The 19,114-nt window shown below is 70.2% G+C and carries 20 protein-coding genes; 2 read left to right on the forward strand and 18 right to left on the reverse strand.

Going from position 1 to position 19,114, the window contains the following annotated elements; all coding sequences use genetic code 11:
* Positions 1–84 precede the first annotated feature (84 nt).
* From atpD to IE290_RS28080, 12 genes are all read right to left on the reverse strand, one after another.
* Complete coding sequence (gene atpD, locus IE290_RS28025) at positions 85–1,509, reverse strand: F0F1 ATP synthase subunit beta (protein WP_017987310.1); 1,425 nt, start codon at positions 1,507–1,509, stop codon at positions 85–87.
* Positions 1,510–2,457 carry a F0F1 ATP synthase subunit gamma gene (locus IE290_RS28030; protein ID WP_191247898.1) on the reverse strand — a complete coding sequence of 316 codons (948 nt, stop codon included), beginning with the start codon at positions 2,455–2,457 and terminating at the stop codon, positions 1,510–1,512. It lies immediately after the preceding gene.
* 8 nt (positions 2,458–2,465) lie between these two features.
* Positions 2,466–4,109 carry a F0F1 ATP synthase subunit alpha gene (atpA, locus tag IE290_RS28035; RefSeq protein WP_191247689.1) on the reverse strand — a complete coding sequence of 548 codons (1,644 nt, stop codon included), beginning with the start codon at positions 4,107–4,109 and terminating at the stop codon, positions 2,466–2,468.
* Positions 4,110–4,158: 49 nt separating this feature from the next.
* Complete coding sequence (locus IE290_RS28040) at positions 4,159–4,977, reverse strand: F0F1 ATP synthase subunit delta (RefSeq protein ID WP_191247899.1); 819 nt, start codon at positions 4,975–4,977, stop codon at positions 4,159–4,161.
* An 11-nt stretch (positions 4,978–4,988) separates the two neighbouring features.
* The gene (locus IE290_RS28045) at positions 4,989–5,543 is read right to left on the reverse strand and encodes a F0F1 ATP synthase subunit B (RefSeq protein WP_191247690.1); all 555 of its coding nucleotides are present in this window, start codon (positions 5,541–5,543) and stop codon (positions 4,989–4,991) included.
* A 28-nt stretch (positions 5,544–5,571) separates the two neighbouring features.
* The gene (locus IE290_RS28050) at positions 5,572–5,823 is read right to left on the reverse strand and encodes an ATP synthase subunit C-like protein (protein ID WP_179771592.1); all 252 of its coding nucleotides are present in this window, start codon (positions 5,821–5,823) and stop codon (positions 5,572–5,574) included.
* A 62-nt stretch (positions 5,824–5,885) separates the two neighbouring features.
* Positions 5,886–6,668 (reverse strand): F0F1 ATP synthase subunit A, encoded by a 783-nt coding sequence (atpB, locus tag IE290_RS28055; RefSeq protein ID WP_191247691.1) that lies wholly within the window; start codon positions 6,666–6,668, stop codon positions 5,886–5,888.
* A 370-nt stretch (positions 6,669–7,038) separates the two neighbouring features.
* Positions 7,039–7,470, reverse strand: coding sequence for a Cg1360 family ATP-synthase-associated protein (locus tag IE290_RS28060; protein WP_191247692.1), 432 nt, complete (start codon positions 7,468–7,470; stop codon positions 7,039–7,041).
* On the reverse strand, positions 7,467–8,627 hold the full coding sequence (locus tag IE290_RS28065; protein WP_094006586.1) for a glycosyltransferase family 4 protein: 1,161 nt from the start codon (positions 8,625–8,627) through the stop codon (positions 7,467–7,469). Before IE290_RS28065 ends, IE290_RS28060 begins: the two co-directional genes overlap by 4 nt.
* Entirely contained in the window at positions 8,627–9,277 is a 651-nt protein-coding gene (locus IE290_RS28070; RefSeq protein ID WP_191247693.1) for an L-threonylcarbamoyladenylate synthase, read from the reverse strand. The genes IE290_RS28065 and IE290_RS28070 overlap by 1 nt, the downstream gene beginning before the upstream one ends.
* Positions 9,278–9,355: 78 nt before the next feature.
* Complete coding sequence (prmC, locus tag IE290_RS28075; RefSeq protein WP_094006588.1) at positions 9,356–10,219, reverse strand: peptide chain release factor N(5)-glutamine methyltransferase; 864 nt, start codon at positions 10,217–10,219, stop codon at positions 9,356–9,358.
* A gap of 22 nt (positions 10,220–10,241) precedes the next feature.
* Positions 10,242–10,589, reverse strand: coding sequence for a MerR family transcriptional regulator (locus IE290_RS28080; RefSeq protein WP_191247694.1), 348 nt, complete (start codon positions 10,587–10,589; stop codon positions 10,242–10,244).
* Between the two features lie 58 nt (positions 10,590–10,647).
* On the opposite strand from IE290_RS28080, the gene IE290_RS28085 reads away from it, so the two are divergent.
* Positions 10,648–11,385, forward strand: a complete 738-nt coding sequence (locus IE290_RS28085; RefSeq protein ID WP_191247695.1) for an alpha/beta fold hydrolase — start codon at positions 10,648–10,650, stop codon at positions 11,383–11,385.
* On the opposite strand, the gene prfA is transcribed toward IE290_RS28085, so the two are convergent.
* Both prfA and rpmE read right to left on the reverse strand, forming a co-directional pair.
* Positions 11,379–12,449 (reverse strand): peptide chain release factor 1, encoded by a 1,071-nt coding sequence (gene prfA / locus IE290_RS28090; RefSeq protein ID WP_191247696.1) that lies wholly within the window; start codon positions 12,447–12,449, stop codon positions 11,379–11,381. The two genes, IE290_RS28085 and prfA, sit on opposite strands and share 7 nt — an antisense overlap.
* A gap of 79 nt (positions 12,450–12,528) precedes the next feature.
* A complete protein-coding gene (gene rpmE, locus IE290_RS28095) occupies positions 12,529–12,759 on the reverse strand; it encodes a 50S ribosomal protein L31 (RefSeq protein WP_017987296.1) in 231 nt (76 codons plus the stop codon).
* 218 nt (positions 12,760–12,977) lie between these two features.
* On the opposite strand from rpmE, the gene IE290_RS28100 reads away from it, so the two are divergent.
* Complete coding sequence (locus IE290_RS28100) at positions 12,978–13,472, forward strand: CHAP domain-containing protein (protein WP_191247697.1); 495 nt, start codon at positions 12,978–12,980, stop codon at positions 13,470–13,472.
* A gap of 61 nt (positions 13,473–13,533) precedes the next feature.
* Here the strand turns inward: IE290_RS28100 and rho are convergent, their stop codons facing one another.
* From rho to IE290_RS28120, 4 genes are all read right to left on the reverse strand, one after another.
* Positions 13,534–15,474: a transcription termination factor Rho gene (gene rho / locus IE290_RS28105; protein ID WP_191247698.1), complete on the reverse strand. Its 1,941-nt coding sequence runs from the start codon at positions 15,472–15,474 to the stop codon at positions 13,534–13,536.
* Between the two features lie 391 nt (positions 15,475–15,865).
* On the reverse strand, positions 15,866–16,747 hold the full coding sequence (gene thrB, locus IE290_RS28110) for a homoserine kinase (protein WP_191247699.1): 882 nt from the start codon (positions 16,745–16,747) through the stop codon (positions 15,866–15,868).
* Complete coding sequence (gene thrC, locus IE290_RS28115) at positions 16,744–17,808, reverse strand: threonine synthase (protein ID WP_191247700.1); 1,065 nt, start codon at positions 17,806–17,808, stop codon at positions 16,744–16,746. The genes thrB and thrC overlap by 4 nt, the downstream gene beginning before the upstream one ends.
* Entirely contained in the window at positions 17,805–19,112 is a 1,308-nt protein-coding gene (locus IE290_RS28120) for a homoserine dehydrogenase (RefSeq protein ID WP_191247701.1), read from the reverse strand. Before IE290_RS28120 ends, thrC begins: the two co-directional genes overlap by 4 nt.
* Positions 19,113–19,114 lie beyond the last annotated feature (2 nt).

Raw genomic sequence — 19,114 nt, forward strand, 5'->3', positions numbered from 1 at the left:
CGCAGTCTAATAGGTTCGCGACCGGTTACGACAACGGCGGGGTGAGAGTCCATAAAGGACACCCGCCCCGCCGTCGTCCCGACATCACTTGCCGGTGAGTTCCTTGTACTTCTTCTCGAGGTCCTCGAGGCCACCGATGCCCAGGAACGCCTGCTCCGGGTAGTGGTCGAACTCACCCTTGCTGATCTTGTCGAACGCCTCGACGGTCTCCGCGCGCGGCACGGTCGAGCCCGGCTGGCCGGTGAACTGCTCGGCGACGAGCATGTTCTGCGACAGGAACCGCTCGATCCGGCGGGCCCGCTGCACGGTCAGCTTGTCCTCTTCGGACAGCTCGTCCATACCGAGGATCGCGATGATGTCCTGCAGCTCCTTGTACTTCTGCAGGATCCGGATGACCTCGGAGGCCACCCGGTAGTGGTCCTCACCGACGATGGCCGGGTCGAGGATCGTCGAGGTGGAGGCCAGCGGGTCCACGGCCGGGAAGATGCCCTTCTGGAACACCGACCGCGACAGCTCGGTGGTGGCGTCCAGGTGGGCGAACGTGGTGGCCGGGGCCGGGTCGGTGTAGTCGTCCGCCGGCACGTAGATCGCCTGCATCGAGGTGATCGAACGGCCCTTGGTCGAGGTGATCCGCTCCTGCAGCTCACCCATCTCGTCGGCCAGCGTCGGCTGGTAACCCACGGCCGAGGGCATGCGGCCCAGCAGGGTCGACACCTCGGAACCGGCCTGGGTGAACCGGAAGATGTTGTCGATGAACAGCAGCACGTCCTGGTTCTTGACGTCGCGGAAGTACTCCGCCATCGTCAGCGCGGACAGCGCGACCCGCATACGGGTGCCCGGCGGCTCGTCCATCTGGCCGAAGACGAGCGCGGTGTCGTTGATGACGCCGTCCTCGCTCATCTCCAGGAACAGGTCGGTGCCCTCACGGGTGCGCTCGCCGACACCGGCGAACACCGAGGTGCCACCGAAGTTCCGGGCGACACGGGTGATCATCTCCTTGATCAGCACCGTCTTGCCCACGCCGGCACCGCCGAACAGGCCGATCTTGCCACCCTGCACGTACGGGGTGAGCAGGTCGATGACCTTGAGGCCGGTCTCCAGCATCTCGGTCTTGCCCTCGAGCTGGTCGAAGGCCGGCGGCTTGCGGTGGATGCTCCAGCGCTCCAGGTCCGCGCCGTAGCCCGGCTGGTCGAGGCAGTCACCCAGCGCGTTGTAGACGTGGCCCTTGACCTCGTCGCCGACCGGCACCGAGATCGGCGCGCCGGTGTCGATCACCTCGGCGCCGCGGACGAGACCGTCCTGCGGGGCCAGCGAGATCGTGCGGACGAGGTTGTCGCCGAGGTGCTGCGCGACCTCGAGGGTGATCGTCTTGCGCAGCTGCTCGAACTCGACCTCGACCTTCAGCGCGTTGAACAGCTCGGGCACGGCGCCGCGCGGGAACTCCACGTCGACGACCGGGCCGGTCACCGAGACGATCCGGCCCTTGGTCCGGGTTTCAGTGGTGGTCATCTACTCATCACTTCCTACAGCGGCGAGCGCATCGGCCCCACCGACGATTTCGCTGATCTCCTGCGTGATCTGGGCCTGCCGCGCCTGGTTCGCCAGCCGGGTGTAGGTCTCCACCAGCTCGCTGGCGTTGTCCGACGCCGACTTCATGGCGGTGCGCCGGGCGGCCAGCTCGGAAGCGGCCGACTCGAGCAGAGCCGAAAAGATCCGCGTGTTGATGTACTTCGGCAGCAGGGCCGACAGCAGCCGGTCCGCGCTGGGCTCGAACTCGTACGCCGGGAGGATCTCGCCCGGAGCGGGCTCGGCACCCTCCTCGGCGTACTCGACCTCGAGCGGCGCCATCCGCTTGGCGACCGGGGTCTGGGTCAGCATCGACTTGAACTCGGTGTACACGATGTGCACCTCGTCCACGCCCAGGATGCCGTCCTCGCCCGGGCCGTTCGCGTCGTCGTCCGCGCCGGCGAGGAACGCCTTGGTCAGCGTCTCGCCCGCGGCGGCGGCGTTCTCGTAGTGCGGCTGGTCGGAGAACCCGGTCCAGCTGTCGACGACCTCGCGGCCCCGGAACCGGTAGTAGTTCAGGCCCTTGCCGCCGATGACGTAGACCTGGGGCTCCTTGCCCTCCGAGCGCAGCAGCGAGAGCAGCTCCTCGGTGGCCCGCAGCACGTTGGTGTTGTAACCACCGCACAGGCCCTTGTCACTGGTCACCACCAGCACGGCCGCCCGCTTCGGGTTGGGCCGCTCGACGAGGAACGGGTCGTCGAGGCTCGCGGCCCCGCTCGCCAGTGCGGAGAGCACCTTGGTGATCTCCGTGGCGTACGGGCGCGAAGCCTCGACCCGTGCCTGGGCACGGCCGATCCGCGAGGTGGCGATCAGTTCCATCGCCTTGGTGATCTTGCCGATCGATTTCGTCGCCCGGATCTTTGCCCGGAGCTCGCGAAGTTGCGCCATCAGCTATCCGGTCACTTCGTCGGGGCGGGCTTGTTGACCTTGACGGTCTCCTGCCCGACCTTGTCGGCGTCCATCGCCTCGGCCTCGGCCTCGTTCACGAGCTGCTCACCCGAAGAGGTGGTGAAGCCCTTCTTGAACTCGGCGGTCGCGGCGGCGACGCGCTCGGCGAGCTCGTCGGTCCACTTACCCTTGTCGCGGATCTCGGCGAGGATGTCGTCGTGCTTGTGGCGGATGTTCTCCAGCAGCTCGGTGTTGAACCGGGCCACGTCCTCCACCGGCACGTCGTCGAAGTGACCCTTGGTGCCGAGGTACACGGTGACGACCTGCTGCTCGACCGGGACCGGCGAGTACTGCGGCTGCTTGAGCACCTCGTACAGGCGGGCACCGCGGTCCAGCTGGGCGCGCGAGGTCGGGTCCAGGTCGGAGGCGAAGGCGGCGAACGCCTGCAGCTCCTGGTACTGGGACAGGTCGATCCGCAGCGAACCGGAGACCGTCTTCATCGCCTTGATCTGCGCGTCACCACCGACCCGGGAGACCGAGGTGGTCACGTCGACCGCGGGGCGCTGACCCGAGTTGAACAGGTCGGACTGGAAGAAGCACTGCCCGTCGGTGATCGAGATGACGTTGGTGGGGATGTAGGCCGAGATGTCGTTGGCCTTGGTCTCGATGACCGGCAGACCGGTCAGCGAGCCGCCACCCAGCTCGTCCGACAGCTTCGCGCAGCGCTCGAGCAGCCGGGAGTGCAAGTAGAAGACGTCGCCGGGGAACGCCTCGCGGCCCGGCGGGCGGCGCAGCAGCAGCGACAGGGCGCGGTAGGCGTCGGCCTGCTTGGTCAGGTCGTCGAACACGATCAGGACGTGCTTGCCCTGGTACATCCAGTGCTGGCCGAGCGCCGACCCGGTGTAGGGGGCCAGCCACTTGAAGCCGGCGGAGTCCGACGCGGGGGCCGCGACGATGGTGGTGTACTCCAGCGCGCCCGCGTCCTCGAGGGACTTGCGGACACCGGCGATGGTGGAGCCCTTCTGGCCGATCGCGACGTAGATGCAGCGGACCTGCTTGCTCGGGTCGCCGGTCGCCCAGTTGGCCTTCTGGTTGATGATCGTGTCGACGCAGACCGCGGTCTTGCCGGTCTTGCGGTCACCGATGATCAGCTGGCGCTGGCCGCGGCCGATCGGGGTCATCGCGTCGATCGCGGTGATACCGGTCTGCAGCGGCTCCGACACCGGCTGGCGCTGCACGACCGAGGCGGCCTGCAGCTCCAGTGCGCGGCGGTCCTCGGCCACGATGTCGCCGAGGCCGTCGATCGGCTTGCCGAGCGGGTCGATGACGCGGCCGAGGAAGCCCTCGCCGACCGGGATCGAGAGGATCTGGCCGGTGCGCTTGACCTCCTGGCCCTCTTCGATCTTCTCGTAGTTACCGAGGATGACGACACCGATCTGGCGCGGCTCCAGGTTCTGGGCCACACCGAGGATGCCGCCGGGGAACTCCAGCAGCTCGTTGGCCATGGTCGAGGGCAGACCCTCGACGTGGGCAACGCCGTCGCCGGTGTCCACGACGACGCCGACCTCTTCCCGGTTGACTTCGGGTGAGTAACTCGAGACGTAGTTCTCGATCGCGCTACGGATCTCATCCGAGGAGATCGTCAGCTCCGCCATGTCGTTCCCGCTCTCTCGTTCCTGCAGGTGTGCAAAGTCTTGTGGTGTGTCAGGCCAGCTGCCTGCGCAGCTCGGCGATCCGGCCCGCGGTGCTGCCGTCGATGACCTCGTCGCCCACGCGGACGATGAGCCCGCCGCCGAGGCGGGTGTCGACCTCGACGTGCAGCCCGATCGGCCGCCCGTAGATCCGGCGCAGCTGCTCGGCCAGCCGCTCCCGCTGCTCCGCCGACAGCTCGCTCGCGCTCGTGACGTACGCGACCGAGCGCTCGCGGCGCTGCGCGGCCAGCTGGACCAGCTCGTCCAGTTTGAACCCGACGCTGCGGCCCGTCGACCGGCCCACGACCTGCTCGACCAGCGCAAGCGTGACGTCGTCCACCTTGCTCTGCAGCAGCTCGCGCACCAGCCTGCGCTTCGCGTCGCCGGGTGCCGTCTGGTCGGACAGCGTTTGCTCCAGCTCCGGGTTGCTCACCACGATACGGGCGATCCGGAACAGCTGGTCTTCGACGGCGTCCAGCTTCCCGGCCTTCTCCGCGCTGGTCAGCAGCGCGTTGCGGCCGAGCGACTCCACTCCGTCGACCAGCTCCCGCGGGCTGGACCAGCGGGCCGCGACCACGGCGTCGAGCACGCGCAGGGCCTGCTCGGACACCTTGCCGGTCAGCAGCGAGCGGACCAGGCGGGTGCGGGCTTCCGGGTCGGACGAGGCGTCGGCGACCGCACGGCGCAGGCCGATCTCCCTGCCGAGCAGGTCGACCACGGCCAGCAGTTCGTTGCCGAGAGCGGCCGGGTCGGCGCCGGCCTCGCCGGTGACCTCGGCGAGCCGGGTCTCGGCGGAGGCGAGCGCTTCGCGGCTCGCGGCGTGCAGCGTCAGCGTCATCTGGGCTACTTTCCTGCTCCGTTACCGGCGCTGCTGCCGAGCTCGGCGAGGAACCGGTCGACCGTGCCACGGCGACGGACCTCGTCCTCGAGGTGCTCCCCGACGATCCGGCTCGCCAGCTCGATCGAGTTGCGGCCCAGCTCGTTGCGCAGCTCCGTGACGATCTGTGCCTTCTGGGCCTGCAGCGCGGCGTGGCCCTGGGCGATGATCCGGGCGGCCTCGTCCTGGGCCTCGGCCCGCAGCTCCTCCTTGATCCGCTCCGCCTCGAGGCGAGCGTCGTCGCGGATCTTGGCGGCCTCGGAGTAGGCGTCCTTGAGCTGTGCCTGGTACTTCGCGAGCGCCTCTTCGGCTTCGGCCTGGGCCTTCTCCGCCTTGGCGATGCCACCCTCGATGGCCGCCGTGCGCTCCTCGTACATCTTCTCGAAGCGGGGCACGGCGAACTTCTTGAGCAGCCAGAACAGGATCAAGAAGGCGACCAGGCCGAGGATGAGCTCGCTCAGGTGCGGCAGCACCGGGTTCGGCGCCTCTTCCGCGGCCAGCACGATCTGGGTCTTCACCACAACGTCTCCCAACGCGTCAGGCGGACGATCAGGCAGAAGCGATGAAGTAAACGACCAGACCGATCAGGGCGAGCACCTCGGTCAGCACGAAGGTGGTCCAGGCGATACCCATGAGCTTGCCCTGGGCCTCCGGCTGACGGGCGGTGCCGTTGATGACGGCGGCCCAGATCAGACCCACACCGATGCCCGGGCCGATGGCGCCCAGACCGTAACCGATGGCCGCCAGGCCCTGGTTGAGGTTGATGGTCTCGGCGGCCTGGGCGAGAACGATGCTGCTCACTTGCATTTCCCTTTCATTCGGTCCGCTACCACGCGGATCGGGGGCTTGTCGGTTTTCTTTTCCTAGTGGTCCGAGGCCAGCGCCTGGCCGATGTAGTTCGCCGAGAGAACGGCGAACACATAGGCCTGGATCACCTGGATCAGCGCTTCCACGAAAGTCATCAGGATGGCGAAGGCCCACGACACCAGCGAGATGGGCTTGAAGACCCCGCCCGCGTGGAGCAGGAGGAACTCACCCGCGAGCGTGAACACCAGCAGGATCAGGTGGCCGGCGAACATCGCGGCGAACACCCGGACCGCCAGGGTGAGCGGGTTGAGCACGAACTTCTGCAGGAACTCGATCGGCGTCAGCAGGAGGTAGATCGCGAACGGCGCACCCGGCGGGACGGTCGCGTGCTTGAGGTAGCCCACGAAACCGTGCCGCTTGAAACCCACGTAGTGGTAGACCGGGTAGACGACCAGCAGCGACAGCGCGATCGGGAAACCGATGTGCGAGAAGGTCGGGAACTGGACGACCGGGATGATCCCGAAGATGTTGTTGATCAGCACGAAGCTGAACAGGGCGAGCACCAGCGGGATGAACGGCTTGAAGTCCTTCGACCCGATCTGCTCACGGGCGATCCCGTTGCGCGCGAAGTCGTAGACGTACTCGGCCGCGAACTGGCCCTTGCTCGGGACCACCTTCAGCTTGCGCGAGGCGAGCAGGAAGAAGGCCGCGATGATGATCACCGACAGCACGATGAGGATCATCGGCTTGGTGACGCCGAGGAAGATCGACGGCAGCTCGAAGTCTCCGGCACCCGGGGGCACGAACGTGTCGCCCTCGGCCAAAACCAGCGCGCCCAACTGGGCTCCTTCCGGTTCTCCCGGCCGGCGTTCACTCCGCCGGGGGAATCGTCACGATCTGGACTTAACGTACCCGATACGTTTCGGGTGGTTGGAGGCGGATCCCCTGAGTGAACACCGCGTGTACATTCCGCCACTTGGGGGTTTCGGTACTACGATCTCCGACGGCAGAATCAGCCATCCCGGTTCAGGGGCCATCCGTCTCGATCGCCACGTTGCCGGTCGGGGTTCCGCATCGGGAGCGCGGCCCGAGGCCCCACCTCCACAGTGCGGACGATACCAGCCGGTAAATCGACACCGTACGGGCGTACTCCTAATTCGGTTCCCGTCCCGGTCGCGATCTCCGGAAACGCGCTCCGACCAGCGGAATTCAGCCGGGGATGATCGTCGGGATCTTGGTCTTGCGGAAGGCCAGGAACTCGGCCGCCGCCCACACCAGGATCACCGCCAGCGTGGTGAACGCCAGCGCGTACCGGTTGAACGCGTCCACGCCCTTGAGCGCGGTCATGACGCCGAACAGCACCAGCACCTTGAGGATGTAGCCGCCGATGGCCACCGCCATCACCGCGAACGGCTCCATGGCGGCCGACTTGCGCATCATGAACAGCGTGACCAGCGAGGACGCGAAGGCGACCACACCGCCGACCAGCGAGCCGAGCAACCCGGGGACCCCGGACAGGATCGTCGACACGACCGCGCCGATCACCACCGTGGCCACCGCCGGCCACAGCGCGAAGCGCAGCATCGCGTCGGCCAGCTTGAGCACCGACTGCGCGTGCGGGTTCTCGGTCTTGTCGGTCATGACACTCCCTGGTTCCGCGACCTCAGGCGCGGAATGACGGACACGATCGCGGCGAGGACGAGGCCCGCGCCGACAATCCAGAGTACCGCCGTCGTGTCGAACAGCGTCACCGAGACCGCGCCGAAGCCGAGCAGGCCCGCCCACAGGTAGATCAGCAGCACCGCGCGGCGCTGCGAGTGGCCGATCTCCAGCAGGCGGTGGTGCAGGTGCATCTTGTCCGCCGCGAACGGGCTCTCGCCGCGCCGGGTGCGCCGGATGACGGCCATCAGCAGGTCGAGCACCGGCAGGAACAGCACCGCGACGACGACCAGCAGCGGCGACAGCAGCGCGAGCGCGTCCGAGCCGCCGAACCGGGTGTAGTTGATCTTCCCGGAGGCCGACGTGGTGGCGCCGGCGAGCATCAGGCCGATCATCATCGAGCCGGAGTCGCCCATGAAGATCTTCGCGGGCTGGAAGTTGTGCGGCAGGAAGCCCAGGCACGCGCCGGCCAGCGTGGCGGCGATGAGCGCGGGCGGGTAGACGCCGACGTCGCCGCCCTGGGAGTTGAGCAGGCCGAGGGAGAACGCGCAGGTCGCGGCCGCGGCGATGAAGCCGAGCCCGGCGGCCAGGCCGTCCAGCCCGTCGACGAAGTTCAGCGCGTTGACCAGCACCACGACGAGCAGCACCATGAGCAGCCCGCCCTGGTTGTTGTCCAGGGTGACGACCGAGCCGAGCGCGTCGCCGTTGCCGCCCCAGGGCACCCAGAAGACGTTCCACTGCACGCCGAAGATGACCAGGATGCCGGCGCACATGACCTGGCCGGCGAGCTTGGTCCAGGCGTCGATCTCGAAGCGGTCGTCCAGCGCGCCGATCAGCACGATGACGCCGCCGCCGATGAGCACGCCGACCGGGTCGAGGGAGAAGTCGAACGCGCGGCGCAGCACCGGCAGCTGGTGGGCCATCGCCATGCCGCCGACGACGCCCAGGTACATGCCCACGCCGCCCATGCGCGGGATCGGGATGACGTGCACGTCGCGGGCGCGCGGGTTGGCGATCGCGCCGAGGCGGATCGCCAGGCGGCGGATGACACCCGTGAGCAGGAACGTCAGGGTCGCGGCGATGAGGCCGACGAGGATGTACTCCCGGATCGGGAGGCCGGCGGTGGTTACGGGGGTCATCAGGCCGCGGTCTTCACCGGTGCGCCGAGCACCTCGCTCACCGCTTCGGCGCTGACCGCGCCGGCCCGCAGCAGCACGGGCTCGTCCCCGGTCAGGTCGACGACGGAGGAGGGCAACGCCTCCCGGCTCGGACCGGCATCGAGGTAGACGGACACGGACTCGCCGAGCTGCTCCCGGGCCTCCGCCGCGTCGGTGGCCGGGGACCGGCCGGCGACGTTGGCGCTGGAGACGGCCATCGGGCCGACCTCGCGCAGCAGCTCCAGCGCGACCGGGTGCAGGGGCATCCGGAGCATCACGGTGCCGCGCGTGGTGCCCAGGTCCCAGCGCAGGCTCGGCGCGTGCGGGAGCACAATGGACAGATCGCCGGGCCAGAACGCCTCGATGAGGGCGCGTGCCTGCGGCGGAACCCCGAGCACGAGACCGTCTATTGTGGACCACGAACCGACGAGGACGCCGACGGGCAGGTCGGGACCGCGGTTCTTGGCCCGCAGCAGCGCGCGCACGGCGGCCGAGTCGAACGCGTCCGCCCCGATGCCGTACACCGTGTCCGTGGGCAGCACGACCAGCCGCCCCGAACGCACCGCGCTCGCCGCCGCGGCCAGCCCCTCGGCCCGCGTCTCCGGACGGCTGCAGTCGTACACCGCGCTCATGGGTGAAGACTATTCCGGGGCGCGTAACGGCTCGGTTGCGGGTGGCGCCACGACCGGCGGCCGGGCCGGTGGTGGGGCTCAGCCGCGCAGTGCCGTCACGAAACGGGGGCGTCCGGCGAGGTCGCGGTGGTCCTGGACCTCCGTCAGCACCTTGCGCGACGCCACCAGCGCCGGGGCCGCCGAGCCGTGTGTGTCGTCGTGTTCGATGGCCAGTCCGCCGCCGGGCTTGAGGAGCCTGCAGGCGGTCGCCACGGCCTGCCGGACCACCGCCAGGCCGCCGTCCGGGGCGAAGACCGCTTGCGGCGGGTCGAAGTCGACCACCTCGGGCGGCAGGTCACCGCCCGGGGGGACGTACGGCGGGTTGCACACCACCAGGTCCACCAGGCCGTCCAGCTCCGCGAAGATCGTGTTGTCGCCGACGTCCCCGGAGTACAGGCGGATCGGCGTGTCCCCCGCCGCGGCCTGCTTGTCCGCGTTGTGCCGCGCCCACGCCAGCGCGTTGGGGTCGATGTCCACCGCGTACACCACCGCGTCCGGCCGCTCGTGCGCGATCGCCAGCGCCAGCGCCCCGGACCCGGTGCACAGGTCCACCACCACCGGGTACTCGCGGCCGTGGATGTGCCGCAACCCCCACTCGACCAGCAGTTCCGTCTCCGGCCGCGGGATGAACACACCGGGGCCGACGTCCAGCGTGATGCCGGCGAACCCGGCCCACCCGGTCAGGTGCTGCAGCGGCACCCGCTTCGCGCGCTGGGCGACCAGCTTGCCGATCGCCTCCACCACCGGCGGGTCGACGAGCGGCACCAGCGGCAGGCGCCCGCGCTCGACGCCCAGCACGTGGGCGGCGATCAGCTCGGCGTCGGCGCGCGGAGACGCCACCCCCGCCTCCTCCAGGATGCGCATCGCCTCGAGGATCGCCAGTCGCAACGGTTGCCGCTTCACGCACCCAACTTTTCCACAGCCCTCAGCCGGCGGTGGGGACGTATGCCGCGAGCGCCCCGCGCGTCTGCCGCAGATCGTCGATGCGCTCGTCCAGGGCGTCCAGCTGCTCACGCAGCGTGCTCACCACTTCGGGGCACAGCTCCAGTTCCGGCTTCTCCCCCCGCGCGCACGGCAGCAGCTTGCGGATGACGCACGTCGTCAGCCCGGCGGCCAGCAGGGCGCGGATCTGCCGCACGGTGGTCACCGCGTCGTCGTCGTAGATCCGGTAGCCGTTGCTGTCCCGCTTCGTGCTGAGCAGCTCCTGCTCCTCGTAGTACCGCAGCAACCGCTGGCTGACGCCGGTCCGGGCGGACAGCCCCCCGATCCGCATGCGACCTCGCTCACTCGTATTTGACCTTCACACCGGTGTCAGTACCTAACGTCGCGGCATGACCGAACATTTCGCGCACGTCGTCCGCGGTTCCGGTCCGGGCCTGCTGCTCGCGCACGGCGCCGGCGGCAGCGTCCAGGCCAACTTCGGGCCCATCCTGGACGACCTCGCCAGCACGCACACCGTGGTCGGCCGCGACTACCCCGTCGGCGGACCGCCGTCCCTGGACAGCCTCGCCGACACGCTGGTCTCGACCGCGGAGGACGCCGGGGTGGAGCGCTTCACGATCCTCGGCTACTCGCTCGGCACCGCGGTCGCGGTGCGCGCCGCCACCCGCCACCCGGAACGGGTGACCGGGCTGGTGCTGACCGCCGGGTTCGCCCGGCCGTCCAACCAGATGCGGCTCGCCGTCGAGGTGTGGCGGGAGCTGCTGGACCTCGGGAACCCGGAGCTGCTGGCGAAGTACATGACCTTCGCGGCCGTCGGCGGGCAGTTCCTCAACGCCCTGTCGCCACGCGCACTCGGCGACGCCCTGGCCGGCCTGGTCGTGCCGGACGGCACGGCGGAGCAGGTCGACCTCGTCGCGTCGGCGGACACCAGCGCGGAGCTGGGCCGGATCACCGTGCCGACGCGCGTGATCGGCACCCGGCAGGACGTTCTCGTGCCGATCGACGTGCAACGCGAACTCGCCGAGGGGATCCCCGGCGCCGAATACATGGAGATCGCGAGCGGCCACTCGATGCAGGCCGAGGCCCGCGACGAGTGGCTCGCCCGGATCCGGGAGTTCCGTTACTGACCGGCGGAGGCCAGCCGCTCCTCGCGGTCGGCGGCGGCCAGCGCGTCCAGCACGGCGTCGAGGTCGCCGTCGAGCACCTGGTCCAGGTTGTAGGCCTTGTAGTTCACCCGGTGGTCGGAGATCCGGTTCTCCGGGAAGTTGTAGGTGCGCACCCGCTCGGAGCGGTCGACCGTGCGGACCTGCGACTTGCGCGCGTCGGCGGCCTTGGCGGCGGCCTCTTCCTCCGCCATGGCCTGCAGCCGCGCCTGCAGCACCTGGATGGCGCGGGCGCGGTTCTGGATCTGCGACTTCTCGTTCTGGCAGGACACGACGATCCCGGTGGGCAGGTGGGTCACCCGCACGGCCGAGTCGGTGGTGTTGACGCTCTGCCCGCCGGGGCCGGACGACCGGAACACGTCGATGCGCAGGTCGTTCGGGTCGATCTCGACCTCGACCTCCTCCGGCTCCGGGTAGATCAGGACACCCGCGGCGGAGGTGTGGATCCGGCCCTGCGACTCGGTCGCCGGCACGCGCTGCACGCGGTGCACACCGCCCTCGAACTTCAGCCGCGCCCACACGCCGTCGGCATCGGTCCCCTTGCTCTTCACCGCGACGGTGACGTCCTTGTAGCCGCCCAGGTCCGAGTGCACGGCGTCGAGCACCTCGGCCTTCCAGCCGTGCCGCTCGGCGTAGCGCAGGTACATGCGCAGCAGGTCGCCCGCGAACAGGGCCGACTCCTCGCCACCCTCACCGGACTTGATCTCCATCAGCACGTCCGAGCCGTCGTACGGGTCGCGCGGCAGCAGCAGTTCCGTCAGCCGGGACTCCAGCTGCGGGATGCGCGCGGCGATCTCCTCGGCCTCGGCCGCGAACGTGGAGTCCTCGTCGGCCAGCTCGCGGGCCGTGCCGAGGTCGTCGCGCGCCTGGTCGAGCTCGTTGATGACCTTGACGATCGGGCTCAGCTCGGCGTAGCGGCGGCCGAGTTTGCGCGCCCGGCCCTGGTCGGCGTGCACGGCCGGGTCCGCCAGCTGCTTCTCCAGCTCGGCGTACTCGTCGAGCAGCCCGTGCAGGGAGGACGAATCCACGACCGCACCTTCCTCTCGTTCCGGTGGCACAAAAGCGGCGCCCACCCCCGGTGGTCGGGAGTGGGCGCCGGTGGTGAAGCTACTTGGCGTCGGCCTTCTTGCCGGCCCGCTTGCCGTAGCGCGCCTCGAAGCGCGCGACCCGGCCGCCGGTGTCCATGATCTTCTGCTTGCCGGTGTAGAACGGGTGGCAGTTCGAGCAGATTTCGACCGTGATGGCACCGGAGGTCTTGGTGCTGCGGGTGGTGAAGGTGTTGCCGCAACCACACGTGACGGTGGTGGGCACGTACTCGGGGTGGATACCGCTCTTCATGGAGTCCTCTCTCGGTGGCCGCCGGGTCCCCGCGGTGTTCTTTCACGTGGGGTGAACCGGAGCCGGACGTTAGCGGGTTGATTCTGCCAGACGCGCTGACATGCAGGTCAACGCCCCCCGCGCGGCGCGTATTCCGGGTACGGGACGTGTACGGGTTTTGTACGGGCCCGCGTCAGGCTGCTGTCCGAGACCCGGACCCGCCGGGTGAGGAGGAGCCGATGTCCCGCAGCATCACATCCGTCGCCGTCGCCGCCCTCGCGGCCGCCGCGCTCACGGTGGTCCCGCTCACGAGCCAGGCCGCCACCCTCGCCGCAGCCCCGAGCAGCGACGTTTCGATCCTCGCCGCCGGTGACGGCACCCCGTCCGGTGCGGTCGCCTGGTTCCACGCCCGCATCGGCAGCACCGCCTACCAGGGCTACTGCGAGAAGGCCGTGGAGAACGCCTACGGCACCACCGGGGTGTGGGCCTCGGCCAACGCGCACTGGAACGGCGCCAGCCCCAAGCACGCCGGTGACCGCAACCCGCCGCTGGGCGCGTTCGTGTACTGGAACATCGCGTCGCCGTACGGGCACGTGGGCATCTCCGACGGCGCCGGCGGCTTCTACGCGACCAGCGTCGGCGGGAGGATCGGGCACGTCACCAAGGCCCAGGGCGGCTACAGCTACTACAGCAACTACCGCGGCTGGACCCCCGCGGCGGTCCCCCGCCGGTAGGACAACGCGAAAACGGCCACCCTTCCTGGGGGAGGGTGGCCGTTTCGCGTGCTACGAACGACTAGTCGTCATCCGAGGCGAGCGCCGTCTTGCTGACCTGCATCAGGAACTCGATGTTGGTCTTCGTCTTGCGCAGGCGGGACAGCAGCAGGTCGATGGCCTGCTGCGAGTCCAGCGCGTGCAGGACCCGGTGCAGCTTGTGCGTGACCGCCAGCTCGTCCGGCGAGAGCAGCAGCTCCTCCTTGCGGGTGCCGGACGGGTTGACGTCCACCGCCGGGAAGACGCGCCGCTCGGCGATCTTGCGGTCGAGCTTGAGCTCGGCGTTGCCGGTGCCCTTGAACTCCTCGAAGATCACCGTGTCACCGGTGGACCCGGTCTCGACCATCGCCGTGGCGAAGATCGTCAGGGAGCCGCCGTTCTCGATGTTGCGCGCCGCACCGAGGAAGCGCTTCGGCGGGAACAGCGCGGTCGAGTCGACACCACCGGAGAGGATCCGGCCGGACGCCGGGGCCGCCAGGTTGTAGGCGCGGCCGAGGCGGGTGATCGAGTCGAGCAGGACCACCACGTCCATGCCCATCTCCACCAGGCGCTTGGCGCGCTCGATGGACAGCTCGGCCACCGAGGTGTGGTCTGACGGCGGGCGGTCGAAGGTGGAGGCGATGACCTCGCCCTTCACCGACCGCTGCATGTCGGTGACCTCTTCCGGACGCTCGTCGACGAGGACGACCATCAGGTGGCACTCGGGGTTGTTCGTGGTGATCGCGTTCGCGATGTCCTGCATGATCGTGGTCTTGCCGGCCTTCGGCGGCGACACGATCAGGGCGCGCTGCCCCTTGCCGACCGGCATGACCAGGTCGATCACGCGGGTGGTCAGCTTGTGCGGTTCGGTCTCCAGGCGCAGCCGCTCGTTCGGGTAGAGCGGGGTCAGCTTGGTGAACTCGGGGCGGCGCTTGGCCTCCTCCGGGTCCAGGCCGTTGACGCTGTCGACGCGCACCAGCGGGTTGAACTTCTGGCGCTGCTGCTCGCCCTCGCGCGGCTGCTTGACCACACCGGTGATGGCGTCACCGCGGCGCAGGCCGTGCTTGCGCACCAGCGACAGCGACACGTACACGTCGTTCGGCCCGGGCAGGTAGCCCGAGGTGCGCACGAACGCGTAGTTGTCCAGCACGTCGAGGATGCCGGCGACCGGCAGCAGGACGTCGTCCTCGCGGATCTCGGTGTCCGTGCCGCCCTCACCGCGGTTGCCGCGGCGACGGCGGTCCCGGAACCGGCGGCCGCGACGGCCGCCCTCGTCGTCATCGGCGCCACCGGAGTTCTGGCCACCGGAGTTCTGGCCGCCCTGGTTCTGCTGCTTGGCCTGGCCGCCACCGGAGCCGGAGTCGCGGTTGTTCTGCTTGCGCTGGTCGCCGCCGCCCTGCTGGGACTGGTCGCCACCGCGCTGCTGGTCGTTGCCGCCCCGCTGCTCGCGCTGGTCGTTGCCGCGGTTGTCGTTGCCGCCGCGGTTGTCCGGGCTGCCTGCCGCGCGGTTCGCGCCACGGCGACGGCGGGCGCCGCCCTCGCGCCGCGGGGTGTCCTCGGCCTGCTGGGGCGCCTCGGCGCCGTTCACGGGCTTGTCGGCCGGAGCGGGCTGGTCGGCCTTCTCCGCCGGGGCCGGCTTGTCGGCCGGGGCCTCGGCCTGCCGGGGCGCCTTCTCGGCTGGCTTGGTCTGCACCGGAGCCTCCACCTTCGCGGCGATGCCGTCGAGGGGCAGGGTCTCGTCGGCGGCGCGCTTGCGCGGAGCCTTGCCCTGGCGCTCGCGGATCGCGGCGATCAGGTCACCCTTGCGCATCCCCTTGGTGTCGCCGATGCCCAGCTGGGTGGCGAGTTCCCGCAGGTCGGCGATCACCATGCCGGACAGGCCGCCACTGCGGCGCTTCGGCGCGGCCGTGCCGTTGCTCTCCCCTGGCTCAGCGTTCGTCGCGGCGGCCGCCACGTCGCCGCTCAAAAGATCGGTGTTGCTCACACATGTCCTTCCTGACCGATCCACGCCTCCAGGTGGATCAGCGGACTACCGCCCGCGTCCGATCGCGGAACGGTCTGCTCCTGCCCGGTGTGGCTTCCCCGGCCGGGACACGCGGGTCACAGCGGCCGAGCCGCCACACGGGGTCTCGCGTGTTCCAGGTGGAACGCGCCGAATTCGTGTCACCGTAGCTACCGGAAACCCGCCTAGGTCAATCCCTGCACCAGCTATGCGGAATTATCGACTCAACGAGAGAATGCGATCCGGGATGGAACCCCCGGGACCGACACCGGGTGCGGATTGCGCGCGGTGATCGAACGCCCCCGAGGGTAGACCGACCGGGCACGAGGTGCAACAACCACCCCCCGGCGTGCCGCGAATCTCCGCACGGAATCTACCGGCCCGTGACCTGAACCCCGGCCTGGTCGACCGGCAGCTCGATGACTTCGAACCCTGCAACGTCCACGGCGGCCGGGATTATTCCGTCCACCGTCAGCGCCAGCACGGTCGGCCCGGCGCCGGACACCGTCGCCGCGACCCCGGCCGCGCGCAGGTCGCGCACCAGGCGCCCGGTCGCCGGGTAGGCGGGCGCGCGATAGTCCTGGTGCAGGCGGTCTTCCGTGGCCGGCAGCAGCAGCGACGGGTCGGTGGTCAGGGCGTGCACCGCCAGCGCCGCGCGGCCGGCGGAGAACGCGGCGTCGGCGTGCGGCACCTGGGCCGGCAACAGCCCGCGAGTCGCCTCGGTCGACGACTTCACCGACGGCACCGCCACGACCGGACGGATCGACGGGTGCGGCGTCAGCCGTTCGGCGTGAAAGCGGCCCTTCTCACACCACGCCAGGACGAAACCACCCAGCAGGCTGGCGGCGGCGTTGTCCGCGTGCCCCTCGAACTCGGCGGCCAGCTGGACCGCGTCGCCGTCCAGGGACCGGCCCGCCAGCGCGTACCCGGCGGCGATCCCGGAGACCACCGCCGCGGCCGACGAACCGAGACCGCGCGCGTGCGGGATCTTGTTGAAGCACCGCAGATGCAGCCCCGGCGGCGTGACGCCGAGGTGCTCGCACGCGCGCCGCAGCGCCCGCACCACCAGGTGCGTCTCGTCGGTCGGCACGTCCTCGACCCCGCCGGCCCCGGCGTCGAACACCTCGACCTTGAGCCCGGCGTCGGTGACCTGCACCTCGACGACGTCGTGCAGCGCGAGCGCCAGCCCGAGCGCGTCGAAGCCGGGGCCGAGGTTCGCGCTCGACGCCGGGACGGTCACCTTCAGAGCGGTCACGTCAGCTCCAGCGCGGCCGCCACCGCCCGCGGGTCCACCGCCAGCGGCTCGACCTCGACGTTGCCCTCCAGCGCGGTGCCCGGGTCCTTCAGGCCGTGGCCGGTGACGGTGCACACCACGGTCGACCCCTTCGGCAGGCGGCCGTCGGCGGCGGTCGCGAGCAGGCCCGCGACGCTGGTCGCCGACGCCGGCTCGACGAACACGCCCTCCTTGCTGGCCAGCAGCCGGTAGGCGGCGAGGATCTGCTCGTCGGTCACCGCCTCGAACAGGCCACCGGAGGCGTTCTTCGCCTTGACCGCGCCCTCCCACGAGGCCGGGCTGCCGACCCGGATCGCGGTCGCGATGGTCTCCGGCTCGGCGACCGGCTCACCCTTGACCAACGGGGCCGCGCCGGCCGCCTGGAACCCGAACATGCGCGGGGTGTTCTTCACCACACCGTCCGCGGCGTACTCGGAGTACCCGGCCCAGTAGGCGGTGATGTTGCCCGCGTTGCCGACCGGCAGGCAGTGGATGTCCGGCGCCTGGCCGAGGACGTCGCAGATCTCCCAGGCAGCGGTCTTCTGGCCGATCAGGCGCACCGGGTTGACCGAGTTGACCAGCGTGACCGGGTGGTCGATCGCGGTCTTGCGGGCCAGCTCGAGGCAGTCGTCGAAGTTGCCGTCGATCTGCAGGATGCGGGCGCCGTGCAGGATGGCCTGCGCGAGCTTGCCCATCGCGATCTTGCCCTGCGGGATCAGCACCGCGCAGGTCAGGCCGGCGCGCGCGGCGTAGGCCGCGGCCGAGGCCGAGGTGTTGCCGGTGGAGGCGCAGATGACCGCCTGCAGGCCGCTGGCCTTGGCGTGCGTGATCGCCACCGTCATGCCGCGGTCCTTGAACGACCCGGTCGGGTTGGCGCCCTCGACCTTGAGGTAGACGGTCGAGCCGGTCAGCTCGGACAGGTGCGGGGCGGGCATCAGCGGCGTGTTGCCCTCGCCGAGGGTGATGACCTCCGCCCCGGCCGGAACCGGTACCCGGTCGGCGTACGCCTCGATGATCCCGGGCCAGCCGGCCTTCGCAGTCATGAATCCTCGCCTTCCACCCGCATCACGCTCACGACCTCGTTGACGACGTCCATTTTCCCGATGGCCTCGACGGTCGCTTCGAGCGCCGCGTCCGGTGCGAGGTGCGTCACGATGACCAGGCTGGCCGTGTCGTGCCGGTCACGCTGGCGGACCGCGGCGATGCTGACCTCGTGCGCCGCGAACACCTGCGCGACCTGCGCCAGCACACCGGGCTTGTCGGCCACGTCGAGGCTGACGTGGTAGCGCGTCGGGGTCTGGCCCATCGGCCGCACCGGCAGCTGGGCGTGCGCCGACTCGCGCGGGCCGCGGCCGCCGACCACCCGGTTGCGGGCCACCGCGACCAGGTCGCCGAGCACCGCGCTGGCCGTCGGCGCTCCACCGGCGCCCTGGCCGTAGAACATCAGGCTGCCCGCCGCGTCGGCTTCGACGAACACCGCGTTGAACGCGCCGCCGACGTTCGCCAGCGGGTGGCTGCGCGGGATCATCACCGGGTGCACGCGCGCCGACACCGACTCGGTGCCGTCCTCGCCCTCGACGCGTTCGCAGATCGAAAGCAGCTTCACCGTGCGGCCCAGTGCCTTCGCGGCCGCGATGTCCGAGGCGGAGACGTTCGAGATGCCCTCGCGGTGCACGTCGGAGGCGGTGACGCGGGTGTGGAAGGCCAGCGAGGCGAGGATGGCCGCCTTGGACGCGGCGTCGTAGCCGTCCACGTCCGCGGTCGGGTCCGCCTCCGCGTAACCGAGGCGGCTGGCCTCGTCCAGGGTCTCGGCGTAACCGGCGCCCGTGGAGTCCATCGCGGACAGGATGAAGTTGGTGGTGCCGTTGACGATGCCCATCACCTTGGTGATGCGGTCACCGGCCAGCGACTCGCGCAGCGGGCGCAGCAGCGGGATCGCCCCGGCCACCGCGGCCTCGAAGTAGAGGTCGGCGCCGCTGGAGTCGGCCGCCTCGAACAGCTCCGCGGAGTACTCGGCCAGCAGCGCCTTGTTCGCGGTGACGACCGACTTCCCCTTGCGCAGCGCGGTGAGCAGCCATTCGCGCACCGGGTCGATGCCGCCGATCAGCTCGACCACGACGTCCACATCGGACTCCACGAGCGCGGCGGCGTCGTTGGTCAGCAGGTGCTGCGGCAGCTCGGGGTGCTTGTCCGGGCGGCGCACCGCGATGCCGGCCAGCTCGACCGGCGCGCCGGCGCGGGCGGCCAGCTCGTCGGCGTGCTCGGTGAGCAGGCGCGCGACCTCGGTGCCGACCGTGCCGCAGCCCAGCAGCGCCACGCGCACCGTCTTGCCGTCTACAGTGGACATTT

Source organism: Amycolatopsis deserti (genome assembly GCF_014653945.1).
GTDB classification, from domain to species: domain Bacteria; phylum Actinomycetota; class Actinomycetes; order Mycobacteriales; family Pseudonocardiaceae; genus Amycolatopsis_E; species Amycolatopsis_E deserti.

Excerpts from the sequence above, each read along its gene's own strand:
- atpD (WP_017987310.1), bottom strand. The coding sequence starts at position 1,509 with ATGACCACCACTGAAACCCGGACCAAGGGCCGGATCGTCTCGGTGACC.
- atpA (WP_191247689.1), bottom strand. The coding sequence starts at position 4,109 with ATGGCGGAGCTGACGATCTCCTCGGATGAGATCCGTAGCGCGATCGAG.
- IE290_RS28060 (WP_191247692.1), bottom strand. The coding sequence starts at position 7,470 with ATGACCGACAAGACCGAGAACCCGCACGCGCAGTCGGTGCTCAAGCTG.
- IE290_RS28065 (WP_094006586.1), bottom strand. The coding sequence starts at position 8,627 with ATGACCCCCGTAACCACCGCCGGCCTCCCGATCCGGGAGTACATCCTC.
- IE290_RS28070 (WP_191247693.1), bottom strand. The coding sequence starts at position 9,277 with ATGAGCGCGGTGTACGACTGCAGCCGTCCGGAGACGCGGGCCGAGGGG.
- IE290_RS28080 (WP_191247694.1), bottom strand. The coding sequence starts at position 10,589 with ATGCGGATCGGGGGGCTGTCCGCCCGGACCGGCGTCAGCCAGCGGTTG.
- IE290_RS28085 (WP_191247695.1), top strand. The coding sequence starts at position 10,648 with ATGACCGAACATTTCGCGCACGTCGTCCGCGGTTCCGGTCCGGGCCTG.
- rpmE (WP_017987296.1), bottom strand. The coding sequence starts at position 12,759 with ATGAAGAGCGGTATCCACCCCGAGTACGTGCCCACCACCGTCACGTGT.
- IE290_RS28100 (WP_191247697.1), top strand. The coding sequence starts at position 12,978 with ATGTCCCGCAGCATCACATCCGTCGCCGTCGCCGCCCTCGCGGCCGCC.
- thrC (WP_191247700.1), bottom strand. The coding sequence starts at position 17,808 with ATGACTGCGAAGGCCGGCTGGCCCGGGATCATCGAGGCGTACGCCGAC.
- IE290_RS28120 (WP_191247701.1), bottom strand. The coding sequence starts at position 19,112 with ATGTCCACTGTAGACGGCAAGACGGTGCGCGTGGCGCTGCTGGGCTGC.